The sequence below is a fragment of the Echinicola salinicaeni genome, assembly GCF_014280965.1.
In the GTDB taxonomy this organism is placed as follows: domain Bacteria; phylum Bacteroidota; class Bacteroidia; order Cytophagales; family Cyclobacteriaceae; genus Echinicola; species Echinicola salinicaeni.
On record NZ_JACODZ010000009.1, the window covers coordinates 103,907 to 125,186 of the forward strand.

Sequence of the window (21,280 nt, forward strand, 5' to 3'; positions counted from 1 at the left end):
AGATAAAATGCTAAATGGACGATTTTACCCCCTTTTTTGGATGTTTTTGAACCATTGAGGACGATTCTATCCCTTATACGGATAATTATGAACCTATTTCGTAAATGCCTTTTCTAGCTTTGTTAAGAAGCTTAGTCATATTTCTACTTGCTGTACAGCTTATCACTTGATATATAAAAAAAGCTTTAATCATAATAATCAATTTAACCCAACATAATATGTATCTAAAGAACTACATAAAAAAGTGGCTGATACTGTTGATGGTGCTTTTTTCCTGCCATGCAATGGCCCAGGAGCGGAACATTCAAGGAACAGTAATAGATGCCAATACTGGTGAAACAATACCCGGTGTAAATATATTGCTAGAAGGAAGTACAAAGGGAACCGTATCAGATCTTGATGGCAATTTTAATATTAGTGCAAGTACGGGCGAGGTATTGGTTTTTAGCTATATAGGTTATGTCACCCAAAAAATTACATTAGGTAATGAAACCACGCTAGATGTCAGTATGGAAACCGATTCCAAACAATTGGAAGAAGTAGTGGTCATCGGATATGGAGAACAATCCAGAGAGACCCTGACCTCGTCTGTTTCTAAGTTGGATAAGAAGGTTTTGGAAAATGTGCCTTTTGCCAATGCCGCATCTGCTATGCAGGGAACTGTTTCAGGGGTAAGGGTGCAATCCACCACTGGTCAGCCTGGTGCAGCTCCGAGGATAATTGTCCGTGGGGGAACTTCTATTAACAATCCTAATGGTGCACAACCGCTTTATATTATTGACGGTGTGATCCGTGATAATATGAATGATATCAATCCTGATGATATAGAGTCACTTCAAGTGCTAAAAGATGCTGCTGCAACGGCTATTTATGGAGCTAGGGGTTCCAATGGTGTAGTGATCATTACCACTAAAACTGGTAAAGTAGGGAAAACATTGGTGACTTACCGCTATAATATCAGTGCTTCAGAGCTGTGGAACCGTTACGATATGGCTTCTGCAAGGGATTATATTTACTTCAATAGAAATGGGATTTTGGCAACGGCTGAAAAACATCCGAACCATTTGTTCCGATTAAATTTAGCCAATGGTTTTGGTGTGGGAAATGACCTTTCTAATAATACCGCTTTTACCACCCAATACTTGAGCTCAGAAAATGAATATAAACTTAATGAAGGTTGGCAACAAATGCCAGATCCGGTTGATCCTTCAAAAACGATCATTTTCGCCGATACAGATTGGCAGGATATCTTATTCCAAACGGCAATCAGCCAAAACCATTATATTAATGTCAGTGGTGGATCTGAGAAAGCCAGATTTGATCTTGGTGTAGGCTATTTGGACAATGAAGGTGTAGCCATCAATACTGACTTCAAAAGATTTACCACCCGAATGAATGGGGATATACAGGTAAATGACAGGCTTGGAGTTTATGGTAGGTTGAATTTTACCTCAAGTTCCAATAGCCAGGTTTATAGCGAGAACCAACTTTTCCAACGTGCTTTAGGACTGCCCCCAACAGCAAAGCTTTATTTTGAAGATGGAACTCTAGCTACAGGTCAGAACAGAAGTATGGGTAATCCTTTATACCATTTGGGAAGGATTGATGCCATGAATGTTACCAATAGGATTACCCTTTCTGGCGGGGCAAATTGGGAAATCTTTAAGGATTTTACCTTTGAACCGATGGCTTCATTGTATTTTGTTCAATCTACAAATAACAGTTTCCAGAAGTCCTTTTATAATACCCCAACTCAATTTGTCGATTCCAGATCAGCTTCAGCGTTCAATTCAATTTATTGGCAGAAGCAGTTTGATGGCGTGTTTAGCTACCAAAAGGCTATAGGCTTGCATAATCTTCAGTTTAAATTGGGCGGATCGTACTATGATCGTCAAAGTTATGCTGCAAGTGCTTCAGGAAGAGGCGCGGCCTCTGATCTGATCCCAACCTTAAATGCTTCCGCGGAACCAACAAGTGTGAGTAGTTCATTAAGTCAACAAGTGATTATAGGGTATTTTGGAAGGGTCAATTATGATTTTGATAAGAAATATTTGTTTTCCTTTACCGCTCGCTATGATGGCGCTTCGAATCTTGGATCAAATAATTACTGGGGATTCTTTCCAGGAGTATCCGCTGGATGGAACCTGCATAGGGAAGAATTTTGGACCAATATGCCAGACAAAATTTCTTCGTTTAAATTACGGGCTTCTTACGGGGTAAACGGGAATATTGGTAATCTATCCGATTTTCATGCCCAAGGTCTTTACTCGGTAGGTAACCGCTATTATGACCAGGCTGCGATTCAGAATAACAGGATGGCTAACCAAGACCTGAAATGGGAAAGGTCAGGTACTTTTGATATAGGTTTGGACATGGGGATGTTTAATGACCGAGTAACGCTGATTGCAGATTATTATAATCGTTTGACCGATAATTTGTTGACCAATTTGGAGTTGCCACAGTCAACTGGGTTTAGCAGTATATTAACCAATTTAGGTTCCTTGAGGAATGAAGGTGTGGAAATGGAGGTTTCGGCTGGTCTGATACAGAATAGGGATTTTTCTTGGAATCTATCCGCGAATGCTTCTTACAATATCAATACTGTTGTTGAGCTTCCTGAAAACGGAAATGAGAATAATAGAATAGGTGGGGTCTTGGTGTATGATCCAGTATTAGGCCAATATACATGGAAAGGTGGATTACAGGAAGGAAATCAACTAGGTGATTTATTCGCCTACAAGCAACTTGGTATTTATGCCACTGACCAAGAGGCAGCAGAGGGGCCATATGATGTCCTGGTTCCTGGAGCTGATAAAAGCAAGTTTGGTGGTGATACCAACTGGGCCGACCTGGACCAAAATGATTCTATAGATAGCAGGGATAGGGTATATGCAGGAAATATTTATCCCAAATGGACAGGAGGCTTTACCAATACCTTTAATTATAAGGGGCTTTCATTAACTGTACGTACTGATTTTGCTTTGGGGCATACCATTTACCATGAGTCTAGGGCAAGATTTAATGGACAGTATCAAGGGGATATCGGTATTCTTGAAGAAACCACTACCTCATGGCAAAAACAAGGGGATGTGACAGATATTCCAAGATACTATTGGGCAGATCAGCTTTCACAAAACAACTCTTTCAGAGGCAATACATTCTATTACGAGAAGGGAGATTATTTATCGCTTAGGGAGGTAACCTTAAGTTACAACTTACCTGAAAAATGGATGGAGAAACTGAAAATAGGGAATATAAGAACTTATTTCACAGGTTCTAATCTCTACTACTTTACTCAATATACAGGATTGAATCCAGAAGAAGGTGGAACCGATTCTGGGAGGTATCCGATTCCAAGAAGCTTCCTATTCGGCGTGAATGTTAATTTCTAACCTAAATCGCAAATCAATGAAAAATATAAAAAATATATTACTGACCGCCTTGGCAGGAGCTGGGATGTTGATTAGTGTGCCTTCTTGCACGGATAATCTAGAATTAACACCTACCAGTGAAATCACAGTGTCAGGTTTTTGGTCTTCAGAAGATAATGCTAAAGGAGCCTTAAATGGTATGTATGTACGATTTAGGGATCAAGCAGCAAGTAATTTGTTTATATGGGGTGAGAGTCGAAGCGGCACACTCACCTATGGTCTCCAAGCATCGCAAGGTTTGGAAAGGTACTTTGAAAATACTTTGGACCCCAATTACGCAGGGCCTGAGTGGCTAAGATTATATACCGTTATTCATGATGCGAACCTGATCATTAAATATGTTCCAGATATTGCATTTACCCGGGATGAGGACAAAAATAGAATGTTGGCAGAGGCTTATACTATGAGGGCATATATTTATTTCATTATGGCCAAGACTTGGGGCGGTGTGCCTTTGGTAATCAATCCAACAGAGGGCTATGATGCTGAAACTACCTTCAGGGAAAGAGCTGCTGTGGGAGAAGTGTTTTCTCAAATAAAAGAAGACCTTGACAAGGCATTGTCTCTTTATCCTGACAATTCCCTATCGGCTGGTAAAGTCAGCTGGTCTGAACCTGCTGCAAACGTGTTGAAAGGAGAAGTGTATCTGTGGACAGGCAAAAAGATGGATGGAGGAAATGAAGACCTTCAAATTGCTTTGAATTCATTAGAGGAAGCGAATGTTGCTGAGCTTAGTTTACAAGAAAGTTATGACGATATTTTCCGATATGACAATAAGGGCAATGATGAGATATTGATGGCGGTACACTTTAGAGATTTGGAATCTGGGACGAATTATAATGGAAATATGTACGTGCGAGATGACCAGATTCCCGCAGATGCTGATCCTGCGGTATTAGAGAAAATCGGTCAAGGTGGGGGACTTAACCGATGGGGTCCATCTTCAGTGGTGACATCCGTTTTCTCCGATGATGATCAAAGGAAAGATGCTACTTTTTTAAATATTGATATTCCAGGTGAAAATGGACAAATGGAACCCTACGCAAGTGTTGTAAGAAAGTACAGAGGTTTTGTAGATCCATCAGGGAGAAGGTTTTTAGACGATGTGGTACTTTACAGATATGCTGATTTATTGCTATTGATCGCAGAAGCAAAAAATGCCTTGGGACAGGACCCGTCAGCGGAGATCAATTTGGTAAGACAGCGTGCCTATGGTGATGATTTTGAAGCCCACCGTTTTGTGGATATGGGCAAAGAAGCTAATGACGAAGCCATATTGCAGGAGCGCTTGTTGGAACTCGCCTTTGAGGGGAAAAGATGGTGGGACCTTGTCCGCTTTGATAAAGCTTTTGAGCTGGTCCCTTCCTTACAAGGTAGAGATAATGACCAATATTTATTGTTGTGGCCAATCTCTTTGGGTACAATAAGTTTAAATTCTAAAATCAGTCAAAACCCAGGTTACGGTAATTAATAGACAATGAAGTAGCCTAGAATGATAGCAATCATTGCGAACCTGTCCCTCAAAGGCCGGTTCGACAATATAGGATATGGCAATCCCATCAAATAGAGATGGGATTGCTTCATCTTCCTTGTCATCTCTCTGACTTAACGCTTTTGAGAAAGCTTTTACTAATAAAACTTTAAAAATGAAATTCGAGAAAATAAAAGGACTTGTTGCAGCAACCTTTACACCTTTTGATCATAATGGTCAACTAAATACAAGCTTGGTTCCTGAGCAGGCAAAATCATTATTAGATAATCAAATTTCTGGAGCATTTATCGCAGGAACGACAGGAGAAGGCGCAGCACTTACATTAGAAGAAAAGTTCGACCTGTTTGAAGTCTGGGCTCCTTTCTCCAAAAAGGATTTTAAAATTTTGGCTATGTTGGGCGGTACCAACCAAAAAGAAGCGATACAGTTAGCAGAAAAAGCAGATCAACTTGGGTTATATGGAATTGCGTTAACTGCACCGTATTATTTGCGACCGAATTCGGTTCAACAGCTAGTGGATTACTTTGAGCCTATTGCCGCAGCAGCTCCGGACCAGGCTTTCTATTTTTATCATATTCCTCTTTTAAGCAAAGTAGAACTTCCTATGTTGGATTTTTTAAAAGTGGCGGGGTATCGCATTCCCAATTTTGCAGGCATTAAATATACGCATAATGACCTAATGGAATTTAATAGGTGTCTTCGCTATGAAGGAGGGAAATATGATATTCTCTGGGGCTGGGACGAGACGATGTTGGCTGGCTTGGCTATGGGGGCCAAAGGAGCGGTAGGCAGTACTTATAATTATGCGGCTCCGCTTTATCAAAGTATTTTAAATGCCTTTGATCAAAAAGATATAGAATCGGCTAAATTTTTACAGGAAAAGTCCATAGATCTGATCAGCCTGTTTGGTAAATATGGGGGAGCAGCGTGTGGTAAGGCCATTATGAAACTCTGTGGGATGGATTGCGGACAATTCCGACTTCCTGTAAAACAGTTGAGCGATGATGATTATTCGAAACTGCAATCAGAGTTAGAGGTGATGGATTTCTTTAAGTACAGCATAAAGTCCAGATAAGCTTGGATTAAATTCAAAACATAAGGTTCCCCAATCAATCAATTGTTCATGAAATTAAGTATATATATAAGTTTTATTATAGTTTTTTTGTTAAGCGGGATAAATGTTCTTGGGCAAAGCTTTTCCAGTGAGAATCTGGGGAGTTTTGCCTTTGGGACATTGCCAGATTTACCACCTGACAATGATGAAGGGGTTTCTTTAGGCTATGCAGGAATGTTTGCGGGAGTCCATGAAGATGTTTTGATTCTTGCAGGTGGGGCCAATTTCCCAGATGGTGTACCTTGGACAGGAGGTAAGAAGCACTATTCCCAAAGGGTGCATGTACTTGAAAAATCGAATGGTGATTATCTATGGGTGGAAGGTATTGACTTACAATTGCCCACACCTGTGGCATATGGCACGAGTATTAGTACGCCCCAGGGACTATTATGTATAGGGGGACAAAACCAAGATAGCTTTTTTAAAAAAGCGTATCTATTGAAATGGAATAGCCAAAGTAGACAGGTCGAACTCCAGTTCTTACCTGATTTGCCCATAGCCTTGAGCAATGCTGCTGGAGGTTTAATCGGGACACAAGTGTTTTTAGCAGGTGGTGAAGGTGCTGTAGTTTCCAAGGCATTTTTAAGCTTAAATCTTGAAGAAGAAAAACTTAAATGGGAAAACTTAGATAGCTGGCCAGGAGAGGCCCGCTCACATGCTATGGGAGTTGTCCAAAGCAATGGAGAATATGATTGTTTTTACCTTTTTGGGGGAAGGCAAAGAATGAAGAAAGGGATCAGTGATCTTTACGAAAGTGCATTTTCTTATGATCCCCAAAAAGGAAAATGGAAGGAAATTAGCCCCTTACAGGATGGAAATGGCGATACCTTGACACTTTCTGCAGGAACAGCCGCCGCACAGGGTGCTGGGCATATTGTTTTTTATGGCGGTGTAAGAGGAGATACCTTTAATCAGCTTGAATATTATGCTTCGGAGCTTTCTTCATCTTCTGACAGTCTAATTGAGAAGCAAATAATTCAGGATAGAGATAAAATCCTGGAGAATCATTCAGGTTTTGATACTCAGATATTGATGTACCATACAGTTACAGACAGCTGGCAAAGTATAGGCAATTTACCTTTTAGTACGCCAGTAACCACCACCGCTGTGAGATGGGGTGATCAGGTGATTTTACCATCTGGGGAGACGGCTCCGGGAATAAGAACTCCAGAAATTCATACAGTTAATTTTGAAAAGGAGGCAGCATTTGGCTGGATCAACTATACGGTTTTGGGGATTTATTTAGGAGCTTTGGTCCTGATGGGCGTTTTGATTTCAGGTAAACAGCATTCTACGGATGATTTCTTTAAAGCTGGAGGCAGGGTACCCTGGTGGGCAGCAGGTATCAGTATTTTTGGTACACAGTTAAGTGCGATTACTTTTATGGCAATACCTGCCAAAACATTTACTACTGATTGGACTTTGTTCTTTTTGTTGATGACCATTATAATGGTGGCGCCAGTGATCATTTATATCTTTTTACCTTTTTTTAGGAGATTGAATATCACGACTGCTTACGAATACTTGGAATTACGTTATAATCGGACAGTAAGGTTGGCTGGAAGTCTATTATATATTGGCTTGCAATTGGGGAGATTAGGGATTGTGCTTTTATTGCCCTCCTTGGCACTTTCCGTGGTTACGGGAATTGACGTGACTTTGTGTATCCTTATTATGGGATTATTGAGCGTTTTATATACCGTATTAGGAGGAATAGAGGCGGTGATATGGACAGATGTGATTCAGGTGGTTGTACTTCTGGGAGGGGCAATTGTTTGTTTGGGCTTTATATTTTATGAGATAAATGCAAATCCGGCAGAATTATGGACGATGGTGCAGGATAGCAACAAAACCAGGATTTTTGATATGAACTTTGATTTTACTGGGACAAGCTTTTGGGTGGTGCTAATTGGAGGAATTGCAGCCAATATAGTCCAGTATGGAAGCGATCAAACTGTCATCCAAAGGTATTTGACCACAAAGGATGAAAAAACTGCGGCCAATGGTATTGCTACTGGAGGATTAATGGCATTGCCATCTGCCTTGATTTTCTTTAGTATAGGTACAGCATTGTATTTGTTTTATAAATTTCATCCTGAAGCGCTGAGCCCAGCAGTCCAAAATACGGATAGCATATTTCCTTTTTATATTGTTAGTCAGTTACCACAAGGAATTTCAGGTTTGCTCATTGCTGCAGTATTTGCTGCAGCGATGTCCAGTTTGGACAGTAGTATGAATTCAGTAGCTACTGTAGTCACGACTGATTTTTATAAGAAATTATATCCAAATGATATCCAAGGAAAAAACACTTTGAGATTTGCAAGGTGGGTAACCGTTATTGTAGGTGTGTTTGGGACAGGCTTTGCTTTGTTGATGGCCAATTTGGGCTTGCCTTCTCTTTGGGACCAGTTCAATATGATCATTGGTCTTTTTGCAGGAGGATTGGGAGGCATATTCTTAATTGGAATGTTATCCAAAAAAGTAAATGGGAATGGGGCGCTATTAGGGCTACTATTAAGTGCATTGGTACAGGTTCTGGTCAAATATTCAACTGATTTGAGTATTCACCTATACGCCTTGACAGGTCTTACGAGTGCCATGTTATTGAGTTATTTATGCAGTTATTTCTTTAAAAATAAAAAGGATTTGGCAGGTTTGACCGTTCATTCTTTACACAAAGAAAAATTGGAAAAAAAAGAGGAATTGGAAAAGGTTTAGAGATGATATTAACTATTCAAAATAATGATAAAACTTAATGAAATTAGGATTGCTCTGTTGGGGAGTTTTTTAATATTGACAATTTTGGTTGGCTGTGCCAGTCAATATCAAGCACCGGAAACAGAGATTGGTGTACAGGTGGAACAGCAGTATATTCCTGTGCTCAAAGGAAAAAACAATGATGTGATTTCCTTAAAATTTGAATTGGATAAAGAGCATGTGCTGGAAGAATTGGAATTCAATATTATTGGTGCTGATGCGCTAGAATCTTTGCTGGTTTATGAAGTAATTGGTGAAGGAAAAACAGAACAGCGTACACCCATGGCTGCACTAGTGGAAGTGGGAAAAAAAGCCAAAGTAAAATTAGATAAGTCCTTTGCGGCGGGAGGTCATCAGCTTTTGATCAATATCCAGCCAAAACAAAATGCGTCCTTACTGGAAAATGTTCAGTTGGATATTGATAAGGTGAGATTTAAAAAGGCCACAGCCAATGTTCAAGTAATAGGGGATATGCGACCTTTTAGATTGGCTACTAGTCTGAGGACAGCTGGTGATGACGGCGTAGCTGCCTATCGTATACCGGGGCTGGCCACTACGGCTAAAGGTTCTTTGATTGCGGTGTATGATGTGAGACATAATAGTTCCGTAGATCTTCAGGAGGATATAGATGTAGGAATGAGCCGCAGTACAGATGGCGGAAAAAGTTGGGAAGCCATGAAGGTGATCATGGATATGGGCGAATGGGGAAATAAACCTCAAATAGAGAACGGTATTGGTGATCCTGCAGTATTAGTTGATCCAAGTGATAATACTATTTATGTGGTAGCTCTGTGGATGCATGGTAAGCCTGAGAAAAGAGCTTGGTTCAGTTCAGGCAAAGGTCTTAGTCCAGAGGAAACTGGCCAGCTTATATTGGTGAAAAGTGAAGATGATGGGCAGACTTGGTCCCAGCCTATCAATATTACCTCACAGATTAAGAAAAAGGAATGGAAACTTATGTTTAATGGTCCTGGAAAAGGGATTACGATGCGAAACGGTACCTTAGTATTTGCCGGGCAGTTTAAAGATGAAAATGATATGCCACATAGTACTATAATTTACAGTGAAAACAAGGGAGAAACCTGGCATATTGGAACAGGAGCGAAATCCAATACTACTGAAGCCCAAGTGGTGGAATTGAATGATGGTAGCCTGATGCTCAATATGCGAGATAATCGTGGAGGTGCCCGTTCTGTAGCCATCACCAAGGATATGGGTAAAACTTGGGAAGAGCATGGATCCAGTAGGTCGGCCTTGCCTGAGCCCGTTTGTATGGCCAGTTTGATCACTTATCCAGAGAATCGGTTAGCGGAAGATGCTTCCAAATTGTTCTTTTCCAATCCTGCGGTAACCGACGGGCGGTATAATATGACCATCAAGGCCAGTCAGGATCAAGGAAGTTCATGGTCCAAAGGTTTATTGCTTGATGCTGGAAAGGGGTGGGGATACTCTTGCCTTACGGTGATTGATGAAGACCATTTGGGTATTCTTTATGAAAGTAGCCAGGCCCACATGACCTTTCAGATGATTCCAGTTGAAGAGATATTAGGAGCAAATAATCCTGCGAACTCTGAATAATTAATATTTAATCAGCATAGCAAGCATTTTCCTTGGATTATTTCCGGTAAATAAACCTGAAATGATCCAAGGCTGGAATGCCTATGTCTTTATGTAAATAATGAAAAACTATGGAAATGGATGGATTAGCACATTACAGCCAATTATATAAAGCAGCACTCTTAGAAAATATCATTCCATTTTGGGAACAAAATTCACCAGACAGAAAAAATGGAGGTTATTTTACCTGTTTGGATAGAAAGGGAAATGTATATGACACGGACAAATTTGTTTGGCTACAAGGGAGACAAGCTTGGATGTTTGCTTCCCTTTATCAGCAAGTTGAACCAAGGGAAGATTGGTTGGAGCTTTCCCGTTTGGGGATTGATTTTCTCGATAGATATGGTAGTGATCATAATGGCCGTTTTTATTTTTCTTTGACCAAGGAAGGTAAACCTTTAGTGCAACCATACAATATCTTTTCAGACTGTTTTGCCGCCATGGCTTTTGGGAAGTATGGTTTGGTTTCTGGGAATTCGAAAAGTACCCAAAGGGCAGTGGATATTTTTAATCAGATTCTTTCTCGAAAAGAAAATCCTAAAGGTATTTATAATAAAGCTTTTCCAGGTACAAGACCATTAAAAAACTTTGCCTTGCCAATGATCTTGAGCAATTTGTGTTTGGAGCTAGAGCCGTTATTGACCAAAAGTCAAGTGGAAGAAACACTAAACAATTGCATCCATGAAGTGATGGAAAATTTTCTTGACAAGGATACCTTATTGGTATATGAAAACAGGACTTTAGAGAATGGCTTTTCTAATAGTTTTGAAGGAAGATTGATGAATCCTGGTCATGCCATTGAAGCCATGTGGTTTATGATGGACATAGCCAATAGAAGGGGAGATCAGCAACTGGGACTTAAAGCAGTTGAAGTAATGCTTAAACAATTGGAATATGGATGGGATCGTGAATTTGGGGGAATCTTTTATTTTATGGATGTTAAAGGTAAGCCTCCCCAACAACTTGAATGGGATCAAAAGCTTTGGTGGGTGCACTTGGAAACATTAGTCGCTTTGGCCAAAGCTTATAAAATGACGGGTGATGAGCGTTGTGCCAAATGGTTCAAAGATGTTCATGAATATGCCTGGAACTTGTTTTATGACAAGAAAAACGGGGAGTGGTTTGGATATTTGAATAGAAGTGGTGAAGTATTGTTAGACCTTAAAGGAGGCAAATGGAAAGGTTGTTTTCATGTACCCAGAGCTTTATTGCAAGTATGGAAGACTTTGGAAAGTGAGCAAACAGAAAAAGCGGCATTAAAGACTTGCTAAAAGATATAAGCAGTTGAGGTATTGGGTGGGTGGATTGTTCTTTTAGCAGGTGATTAACAAGGTAGGGGAATATAAAGAAATAATATCTAGTGCTATTAGTTCCAGTACGGAACAGACCATTTAATGTATTGTATGTTTTTATATTTAAGGTCAGAATATAAAATATTTTAAATGCGGTCGGTTAACATATTCCTTGATTAAATTGATTTTAGCCCTCGCATAAATATAAATACATTGACTAAACTTATAACCTGGAAAATTAATTCTATGAAATATCGTTTAATCCCACTGATATCGCTATTGTTTTGCTCCCAATATATATTTGGCCAGGCAAGGGAAACTAAGGATCTTGATTCCTGGAAATTTTTTAAAGGTGAAAATATAAATGCTTATAAAACTGACTTTGATGATTCTAATTGGGAAACAGTCACTGTTCCGCATGATTGGGCAATTTATGGTCCATTTGATAAGGAAGTTGATAAGCAGACGGTAAGAATAGAACAGAATAATGAAAAGGAAGCCACTGAAAAAACCGGAAGGACAGGTGCATTGCCCTTTACTGGTGTAGGCTGGTATAGGACGAGTTTAGACTTTTCGGACTATAAAGTTGAGAAGCAAGTGTTGTTGACTTTTGATGGGGCCATGAGCAATGCAGAAGTTTTTGTGAATGGAGAGCAGATAGGAAATAGACCTTATGGTTATAGCTATTTCTATTTTGATATAACAGATTATATAAGACCAGGTAAGGAAAACATTGTAGCAGTTAGGCTCAAAAATCAGGAGTTTTCTTCCCGTTGGTATCCGGGTGCAGGTTTGTACCGAAAAGTTCAGCTGATATTAAAAGACAGGATAAGCTTTCAGCACTGGGGACATTTTGTGACCACGCCTTATGTCAGCGAGGACCTTGCCAAAGTAAACATCAAGTCAAAAGTTAAAGGAGATGGAATTGTTATAAGAACAAAAATTAAAGATCCAGCTGGTAAGGTAGTTGCCAATAAAACTTCATCTGAACGTTTTGGGGATGAGATAGAACAGAATATTGCAGTAGAACATCCACAATTATGGGATATTGATAGCCCATTTCTTTATACTGCTGAAGTGGAGCTTTACCAAGGAGATTTGCTCAAAGATAGGGAAACCATTAGGTTTGGAATCAGGGAAATAAATTACAGTGCTGAAAGGGGCTTTGAATTAAATGGTGTACAAGTAAAATTCAAAGGAGTTTGTTTACACCATGACCTAGGACCATTAGGAACAGCGGTCAATAAAGCCGCATTAAAAAGACAATTGACCATTCTGAAAGATATGGGCTGTAATGCCGTTCGATCTGCGCATAATATGCCTTCTATGGAACAACTAGAGCTTTGTGATGAAATGGGATTATTGTTTTTGGCAGAAAGTTTTGATGAATGGAAAAAGCCAAAGGTAAAGAATGGTTATAATCAGTTTTTTGACGAATGGGCCGAAAAGGATGTGGTGAATTTAGTTCAGGCAACGCGGAATCATCCTAGTATAATCATGTGGAGTGCCGGAAATGAGGTTCCTGATCAATGGGGTAGCGAAGGAGTGAAAAGACTGAGGTGGCTGCAAGACATCTTCCATAGAGAAGATCCTACAAGACCAGTAACAGTAGGGATGGATCAGGTGAAATCTGTAATGGAAAGTGGTTTTGGAGCTATCCTGGATGTTCCGGGGCTTAATTATCGTACGCATTTATATGAAGAAGCCTATGAGCGATTTCCACAGGGATTTATCCTTGGTTCCGAGACAGCTTCCACCGTAAGTTCTAGAGGGATTTATAAATTTCCAGTTGAAAAGGGCCATAGTAAAGTATATGATGATGGCCATAGCTCATCCTATGATTTGGAATATTGTAACTGGTCCAATATCCCAGAGGATGATTTTGTACTACAGGATGATAAATATTGGGTTTTAGGGGAGTTTGTTTGGACCGGCTTTGACTATTTGGGTGAGCCTACACCCTATGATAACTATTGGCCTTCGCGTAGTTCTTATTTTGGAATCTGTGATTTGGCAGGTTTGCCAAAAGATCGCTATTACTTGTACAGGAGTCGTTGGAACACAGAGGATGAGACATTACATGTTCTTCCCCATTGGAATTGGGCGGGCCGTGAAGGTGAAGTCACCCCCGTTTTTGTATATACTAGCTATAACAGCGCTGAATTATTTGTCAATGGTAAAAGCCAAGGTATTCAGTATAAAAGCGACAAATCCAAATTGCACCGTTACAGATTGATGTGGATGGATGTAAAATATGAGCCCGGTACATTAAAGGTTATTGCCTACGATGACCAGGGAAATCCAGTTGCAGAGGAAACTCAGGTCACTGCTGGTAAGCCCCATCATATCCAATTGGAAGCGGATAGAGCATCCATTTATGCGGATGGAAAAGATATAAGCTTTGTTACCGCAACAATAGTTGATGAAAATGGAAATCCTTGTCCAAAAGCCAGTCATCAATTGGACATCAAAGTAAAAGGTAATGGGAAATTCAAGGCGGTATGCAATGGTGACCCAACCTCTTTGGAATTGTTTCATCAACCTACAATGAAAGCTTTTAGCGGGAAGTTGGTAGTATTGGTACAGTCCAATAAAGAGGAAGGGGAAATAGAATTAACGGTGAGTGGAAAAGGCCTGCAAAAAGAAAGACTCATGATTTCGTCGAAATATGATTTAGATGAATAAATTGTCAATGAAAAATGCGTTGTTTTAGCCTTTGTTGAAACTGTTTTAAATAAATATCAGGTGATAATGCAAAGAATTTTTTTCTTAGTAATAACATTGTTTATAAGTTGTTGGAACTGTCATTGTTTAATGGCCCAACAGCCTATCAAGGTAGCATGTATTGGCAATTCGGTAACCTATGGAGCAGGTATTAAAGATAGAGAGCTAAATTCTTATCCTGCCCGATTAGAAAAGTTGCTAGGGGAAGCTTATACTGTAAAGAATTTTGGACATAGCGGTGCCACATTACTAAGAAATGGACATAATCCCTATCATTTAACTGATCAATACGCTGAGGCCTTATCATTTCAACCTGATATAGCCGTGATTCATTTGGGGTTGAATGATACAGATCCAAGAAACTGGCCCAATTATCAATTAGATTTCGAAGGGGATTATTCGCGATTGATCGATACTTTGAGAAGTATAAATCCTGAGATTGAAATTCATATAGCCAATTTGAGTCCTATATTTAGTGGACATCCAAGATTTAAATCAGGTACGCGAGAATGGCACCAAGAAATACGACAAAAAATTAAAGGGCTAGCGAAAACCAATAAGGTTGAACTAATAGACTTTTATGAGCCTTTTATTTCAAGACCGGATTTATTTCCAGATAATATACATCCGAACAGCGCTGGAGCAGAGTTGATGGCAAAATTGGTCTATGCTTATCTAAAGAAAGACTTTGGGGGACTAAGTATGCCGCCAGTTTTTGGTACTGGTATGGTCTTACAGCGTGGAGACAGCATCCCTATTTTTGGTAAGGGAGATCCAGGTAAACTAGTTGAGGTCAGGCTTTCTGATAAATCAGTACAAATTAAAGTGAATAAGAATGGTGATTGGAAAGCTTATCTGAGGAATATTTCAGCCGGTGGACCTTATGATTTAGAAGTGAGGCACGACCATCAGGTTTTAAATTTTTCTGAAGTGATGGTAGGTGATGTTTGGTTAAGCATGGGACAGTCAAATATGGCTTTTCCCTTAAAATCATCTCTATCTTGGCCAGAGGAAAGTCGAGGAGAAAATAAGGATCTGCACCTTTTTAAGTTTAGTCCTATTGAGGAAACCAGTAATATGGCTTGGGACAGTCTTGTACTTCAGCGGGTAAATGAATTGTCTTACTTTGAAGGAAGTTGGCATATTGATAAATCAGAATTTTCGGCTGTTGCCTATCATTTTGGAAGAACAATTCAAAAAGAAGTTGATGTACCCATTGGCCTAATTCAAATAGCATTAGGAGGGACGTCAATTGAAAGTTTTATCGATAGAACTGTTTTGGAAGGGGATGAGCTTCTTGTGGATATGATGGATACTTGGGTAACCTCGGATTTCATCATGCCATGGGTGAGGAAAAGAGCGAAGGTTAATCTATCCAACAAGTGGAATTCCACCCAAAGACATCCTTATGAACCTGCTTATATTTATGAAGCGGCCATACACGATATTATTCCTTACGAAGTAAAGGGAATTCTTTGGTATCAGGGAGAAAGTAATACCCATAATCCTGGCCTTTACTCTCGGCTTTTCCAAAATATGGTTAAAGATTATCGGGAGAAATGGAATAATCCACTGCTTCCCATTTATTTTGTCCAGCTTCCAGGGATGTCTCGTCCTTCATGGCCCTATTTTAGGAATATGCAAAATGGATTAAGTAAAAGCATATTAAATATAGGTATGGCCGTGAGTTTGGATATAGGTGATTCATTGGATGTGCATCCAAGAGCCAAAAAGGAGGTAGGAAAACGATTGGCATTACTGGCCTTATCAAAGACTTATCAAAAAGATGTTTTAGCTGAAGGGCCACAAATACTTGAGGTAATACCAGAAGGAAATAATTTGGCTATAAGCTTTAGCAATGGAGCAGGTTTAAAGACTATTGATGGTGGGCCTGTTTTAGGTTTTGAATTATTGAATGCTCGGGGAAATAGAATAGCTACTAAGGGACTGATACAGGGGGGAAAGGTACTTTTACAAATACCAAGTGGCTTTGATGTTTCTAAAGTGGTTTATGGTTTTCAACCATTTAGTTCTGCTAATTTGGTCAATAAGGCTGACTTACCATTAGGAACAACAGTATATAAATTGTTTGATTGAGTACAATAGGTTTATTGTAAATTTACAGGAAGTGGGATAACCTAAAGCCAATGTCTACATAATATTGAGTATTATTTAATGAATCATTTTATCATTAACATCTAATTACTTTTTGCCATCAATTTTTCCTTACCGCAGCTTGGAACAGTTTAAAACTGTTATAATTTAATTATTAGTAGTTTTTGTTGGTTTTTTCTTTATTTCAGTAGGGTTAGTATGGTTTTTTGAATTCAAATTTTGCCAATATTTACGGAATGTTGGCAGCGATTATAGTGTATTCTCTCTTTAGGTAGTATTTGCGCAGTATTTTTAATATTAATTGATTTTAAGTTTTTATAGAGTAAAAGCTATTTGTTTTTACTGGTTAGTGGGTTCCATTCGATTTTTAATATGATCAGAATTTTCCGTTAAAATCTATAAAGAAAATTACTTGTTTAATAAATAATACACCAACATGAAAAAGACTTCACTTGTAGTTTTATTGACACTGCTTCTTGGTACAGTTTATGGCCAGGAAAAGCCCAACATCTTAGTTATTATGGGGGATGATATTGGGTATTGGAATTTGAGTTATAATAATAAAGGAATGATGGGCTATAAAACGCCCAATTTAGACAAGCTAGCTGCAGAGGGAGCTACTTTTACCGATTATTATGCGGAACAATCCTGTACAGCAGGTAGAGCTGCCTTTATCACGGGGCAGATGCCTGTTAGGACTGGAATGACCAAGGTGGGAATTCCAGGTGCTACTTTAGGTATTCAGCCTGAAGATCCTACACTGGCTGAATTACTAAAGCCAATGGGGTATGCTACAGGACAGTTTGGAAAAAACCACTTGGGAGATTTGGATGAATTTTTGCCTACTAACCACGGCTTTGATGAGTTTTTTGGTAATCTATACCATTTGAATGCAGAGGAAACTCCTGAAAACTCTTATTATCCAAAGAACCCAGAATTTAGGAAGAAATTCGGTCCGAGAGGGGTTATAAGAAGTTCTGCAGATGGTAGTGTTGAAGATACTGGTCCCTTGACCAAGAAGAGAATGGAAACTATTGACCAGGAAGTATTGGATGCAACCACTGATTTTATCGATAGACAGGTCAATGATGATAAACCATTTTTTGTCTGGTTTAATACGACAAGGATGCACTATGTAACCCACGTACCAGAAGAATACGAGGGCAAAACTGGACTTAGTGAATATGCTGATGGAATGGTTCAGCATGATGATCAGATCGGTAAGTTGTTGAACAAATTGGAAGAACTTGGTGTAGACGATAATACAATTGTGATTTACACTACCGATAATGGCCCCCACTTTAACATGTGGCCTGATGGAGGAATTACTCCTTTTAGGGGAGAAAAGAATACCAACTGGGAAGGAGGGTATAGGGTGCCTTGTATTATCAAATGGCCGGGGAAAATTCCAGCAGGAAAAGTATTCAACGAGATTGTTTCGGGTAATGATTGGCTACCGACGCTAATGGCAGCAGTAGGTGATGATAATATCAAGGAAAAGTTAATGTCTGGTTATCAAGTAGGTGATATGAACTATAAGGTGCACCTAGATGGCTATAATCTTTTACCTTTCTTGACCGGTGAAAAAGAAATAAGCAAAGACCAATATGGCGCTACCAATTGGCCACGGAGGGAATTTTTCTATTGGAATGATGATGGGCAACTGGTGGCAATGCGCTATGATCGGTGGAAATTGGTATTTATGGAGCAGCAGTCTTCCAAGTTTGGAGTATGGATGTATCCATTTGTACAACTAAGAATTCCTTTGGTATTTGACTTAAGAATGGATCCTTTCGAGCGTGCTCAACATAATGCAAACAGTTATTATGAATGGATGGAGGGCATCATTCAATTTGCTGGGGGAGCTGGACAGGCAATTGCCGGTAAAATGATTTCTTCATTTCAGGAATATCCACCTAGGCAAAGACCTGCTTCATTTAATCTTGATGAAGTAATGGAGTCATTGACTGCCGGTCAGAAAGGTAATTAAGGGTAATATAATGTGATTTTGCATAGTGGTATTTGATTTTTCAAATAGATAGAAGAGAGGCTTATATGCAATTATTTATTTAAGAAAATTCATAAACACTAATGCAATGAGAAAAACAACACTAATAATTTTATTTGCCTTAGTTGTGGGCGTATTAAGTGCCCAAGACAAGCCCAATATCTTGGTGATATGGGGGGATGATATCGGCTGGGCGAATGTCAGTGCCTATAACCATGGGATGATGGGCTATGAAACCCCTAATATTGACCGAATAGCCAAAGAAGGAGCGATGTTTACTGATTGGTATGCACAGCAGTCTTGTACAGCGGGTAGAGCCGCCTTTATTTTGGGGCAACATCCTTTTAGAACGGGTTTGTTGACCATTGGTATGCCTGGGGCCAAACAGGGTATCCAAGACAATCAGCCGACTATAGCCGAGCTATTGAAGCCTCATGGTTATATGTCCGGTCAATTTGGAAAAAATCATCTGGGAGATAGAGATGAACATTTACCAACCAATCACGGATTTGATGAGTTTTTCGGAAACTTGTATCATTTAAATGCAGAAGAAGAGCCGGAAACCTATTATTATCCAAAGGATCCTGAATTCCATGAAAAATATGGTCCTAGGGGTGTGATTCATTCATATGCCGATGGTAGAATGGAAGATACAGGCCCCTTAACCAGAAAGCGGATGGAAACTGCCGATCAGGAATTTACAGATGCTGCCATTGATTTCATTGAAAGAACTCACGAAGCGGGTAAGCCTTTCTTTGTGTGGTTAAGTGCTACTAGGATGCACGTTTGGACACATTTAAAGGAGGAAAGTGTTGGGGTTACAGGAATAGGTCTTTACCCTGATGGAATGGTAGAGCATGACAAAGCTATAGGTAGGGTTTTGGCCAAACTGGAAGAACTAGGGATCATAGACAATACCATCATCATGTATTCTACAGACAATGGTGCTGAGAAATTCACATGGCCTGATGGAGGTACTACCCCATTCGCTGGTGAAAAAGGCAGTACATGGGAAGGTGGTTTTAGGGCTCCTTGTGCCATTCGATGGCCAGGAGTGATCGAACCGGGAACTATCTATAATGATATTTTCTCCCATGAAGATATGATGCCTACATTGGTCGCAGCTGCAGGTGAACCAAATGTGAAAGAGAAATTATTGACAGGATATGAGGCTAATGGTAAAACTTTTAAAGCTCATTTAGATGGTTATAACTTGATGCCTTATTTCAAAGGAGAAGTAGAGGAGTCCCCTAGACATGAAATTTTCTATTTTGATGCTGGAGGAAATCTTAATGCCATACGGTATAATAATTGGAAATTGCATTTTACCATAATGGAAGGTTCCATCAATGAGGCTTATCGTAAACAACCAAGCTGGCCAATTGTGATTAACCTTAGAGCTGATCCATATGAGGTTTCTTGGAAATCAGCTTTATATACCAGATGGTATGCTGATAATATGTGGTTGTTTGTTCCTGCACAGGAATATGCCGCTGAATTTTTGGCTTCATTCAAAGATTTTCCTCCAGTTAAGGGCGGGTCGCTTTCCATAGATGCAGTGGTACAAAGCATGACATCTCATCCTAGTGCCCAATAAGGGCTGATTAGGAATATAAGAATCGGACAGGACTATCCTGTCCGATTTTATTTTAGGAAATGGCATTTAAACATAAAGCAATGCTAATATGAAAAGATATCATAATTTATACTTGTTCAGTTTCATGCTGGTGCTTGGAGCATGCCAATCCCCAAAAAATGTGGATGATGAAGCTTCGGAAACTGTTTTAGTGGCGGAAACTCCTGAGTTGAATTCTTGGAATGATCCCGCAAAATCAAAAATTGTTTCATGGGTAGAGGCAGTTACCAACTCTTCATCTGCCTCCTTTATTCCTGAAAGGGACAGGATAGCTGTTTTTGATAATGATGGCACATTATGGACAGAACAACCCATTTATTTCCAAGTGGCCTTTGCCATAGATGAAATCAAAAGGATGGCCCCGGATCATCCTGAATGGACCAAAGAAGGTCCTTTCAAACCACTATTAGAAGGAGATATGAAAGGTTTTTTGGCTGGAGGAGAGAAGGCTTTAATGGAATTGCTCAAGGCTACTCATACCGGGATGACCACCGTTGAGTTTGATCAAAGAGTCAAAACCTGGATGGAAACTGCTACGCATCCTTTGACGGGCAAACATTATAATGAGATGATTTTTCAGCCTATGTTAGAATTGTTGGATTATTTACAATTCAGTGGGTTTAAAACTTTTATCGTTTCGGGTGGAGGAATAGATTTTATGCGGGCTTGGGCTGAGGATACTTATGGCATTCTGCCCTACCAAGTTGTTGGTTCCATAGGAGGTTTATCTTATGAAATGAATGGGGATGAACCAGTCCTGAACAAGTTGCCAGAGTTATTTTTTAACGATGATAAAGCCGGTAAGCCTGTGGGTATTTGGAGGAATATAGGTAAAAGGCCAGTTTTCGCAGCAGGTAATAGTGATGGAGATTATCAAATGCTACAATTCACTTCCACAGGCTCTGGTGAAAGATTTGGCTTGTATATTCACCATACTGACTCTGTAAGAGAGTATGCTTATGATCGAGATTCTCATATTGGTCAACTAAATAAAGGCTTAGATGATGCGAGGAAATACAACTGGATGATAGTGGATATGGCAAAAGACTGGAAAGTTATCTATCCCTACGAATTGAAATAGTCTATTGAATTTG

12 protein-coding genes are annotated in these 21,280 nt (G+C 39.6%); all 12 read left to right on the top strand.

The features are described from left to right. Positions 1-218 precede the first annotated feature (218 nt). Positions 219-3,392, top strand: coding sequence for a SusC/RagA family TonB-linked outer membrane protein (locus H7U17_RS17670; protein WP_186758082.1), 3,174 nt, complete (start codon positions 219-221; stop codon positions 3,390-3,392). A 16-nt stretch (positions 3,393-3,408) separates the two neighbouring features. Then, a complete protein-coding gene (locus tag H7U17_RS17675) occupies positions 3,409-4,902 on the top strand; it encodes a RagB/SusD family nutrient uptake outer membrane protein (RefSeq protein ID WP_186758083.1) in 1,494 nt (497 codons plus the stop codon). 175 nt (positions 4,903-5,077) lie between these two features. Beyond that, positions 5,078-5,998, top strand: coding sequence for a dihydrodipicolinate synthase family protein (locus H7U17_RS17680; RefSeq protein ID WP_186758084.1), 921 nt, complete (start codon positions 5,078-5,080; stop codon positions 5,996-5,998). Positions 5,999-6,046: 48 nt separating this feature from the next. Further along, positions 6,047-8,755: a sodium:solute symporter family transporter gene (locus tag H7U17_RS17685; RefSeq protein ID WP_186758085.1), complete on the top strand. Its 2,709-nt coding sequence runs from the start codon at positions 6,047-6,049 to the stop codon at positions 8,753-8,755. Positions 8,756-8,779: 24 nt separating this feature from the next. Next, entirely contained in the window at positions 8,780-10,372 is a 1,593-nt protein-coding gene (locus tag H7U17_RS17690; RefSeq protein WP_186758086.1) for a sialidase family protein, read from the top strand. A 116-nt stretch (positions 10,373-10,488) separates the two neighbouring features. Next, complete coding sequence (locus tag H7U17_RS17695; RefSeq protein WP_394353726.1) at positions 10,489-11,682, top strand: AGE family epimerase/isomerase; 1,194 nt, start codon at positions 10,489-10,491, stop codon at positions 11,680-11,682. 267 nt (positions 11,683-11,949) lie between these two features. Then, positions 11,950-14,388, top strand: coding sequence for a DUF4982 domain-containing protein (locus tag H7U17_RS17700; protein ID WP_186758088.1), 2,439 nt, complete (start codon positions 11,950-11,952; stop codon positions 14,386-14,388). Positions 14,389-14,517: 129 nt separating this feature from the next. Beyond that, positions 14,518-16,524 (top strand): GDSL-type esterase/lipase family protein, encoded by a 2,007-nt coding sequence (locus tag H7U17_RS17705; protein ID WP_230981475.1) that lies wholly within the window; start codon positions 14,518-14,520, stop codon positions 16,522-16,524. Positions 16,525-16,978: 454 nt separating this feature from the next. Then, positions 16,979-18,532, top strand: coding sequence for an arylsulfatase (locus H7U17_RS17710; protein ID WP_186758090.1), 1,554 nt, complete (start codon positions 16,979-16,981; stop codon positions 18,530-18,532). A gap of 132 nt (positions 18,533-18,664) precedes the next feature. Further along, a complete protein-coding gene (locus tag H7U17_RS20820; protein ID WP_394353727.1) occupies positions 18,665-18,733 on the top strand; it encodes a hypothetical protein in 69 nt (22 codons plus the stop codon). Beyond that, positions 18,717-20,147, top strand: coding sequence for an arylsulfatase (locus H7U17_RS17715; protein WP_394353728.1), 1,431 nt, complete (start codon positions 18,717-18,719; stop codon positions 20,145-20,147). Before H7U17_RS20820 ends, H7U17_RS17715 begins: the two co-directional genes overlap by 17 nt. 88 nt (positions 20,148-20,235) lie before the next feature. Then, the gene (locus H7U17_RS17720; RefSeq protein WP_186758092.1) at positions 20,236-21,267 is read left to right on the top strand and encodes an HAD family hydrolase; all 1,032 of its coding nucleotides are present in this window, start codon (positions 20,236-20,238) and stop codon (positions 21,265-21,267) included. Positions 21,268-21,280 lie beyond the last annotated feature (13 nt).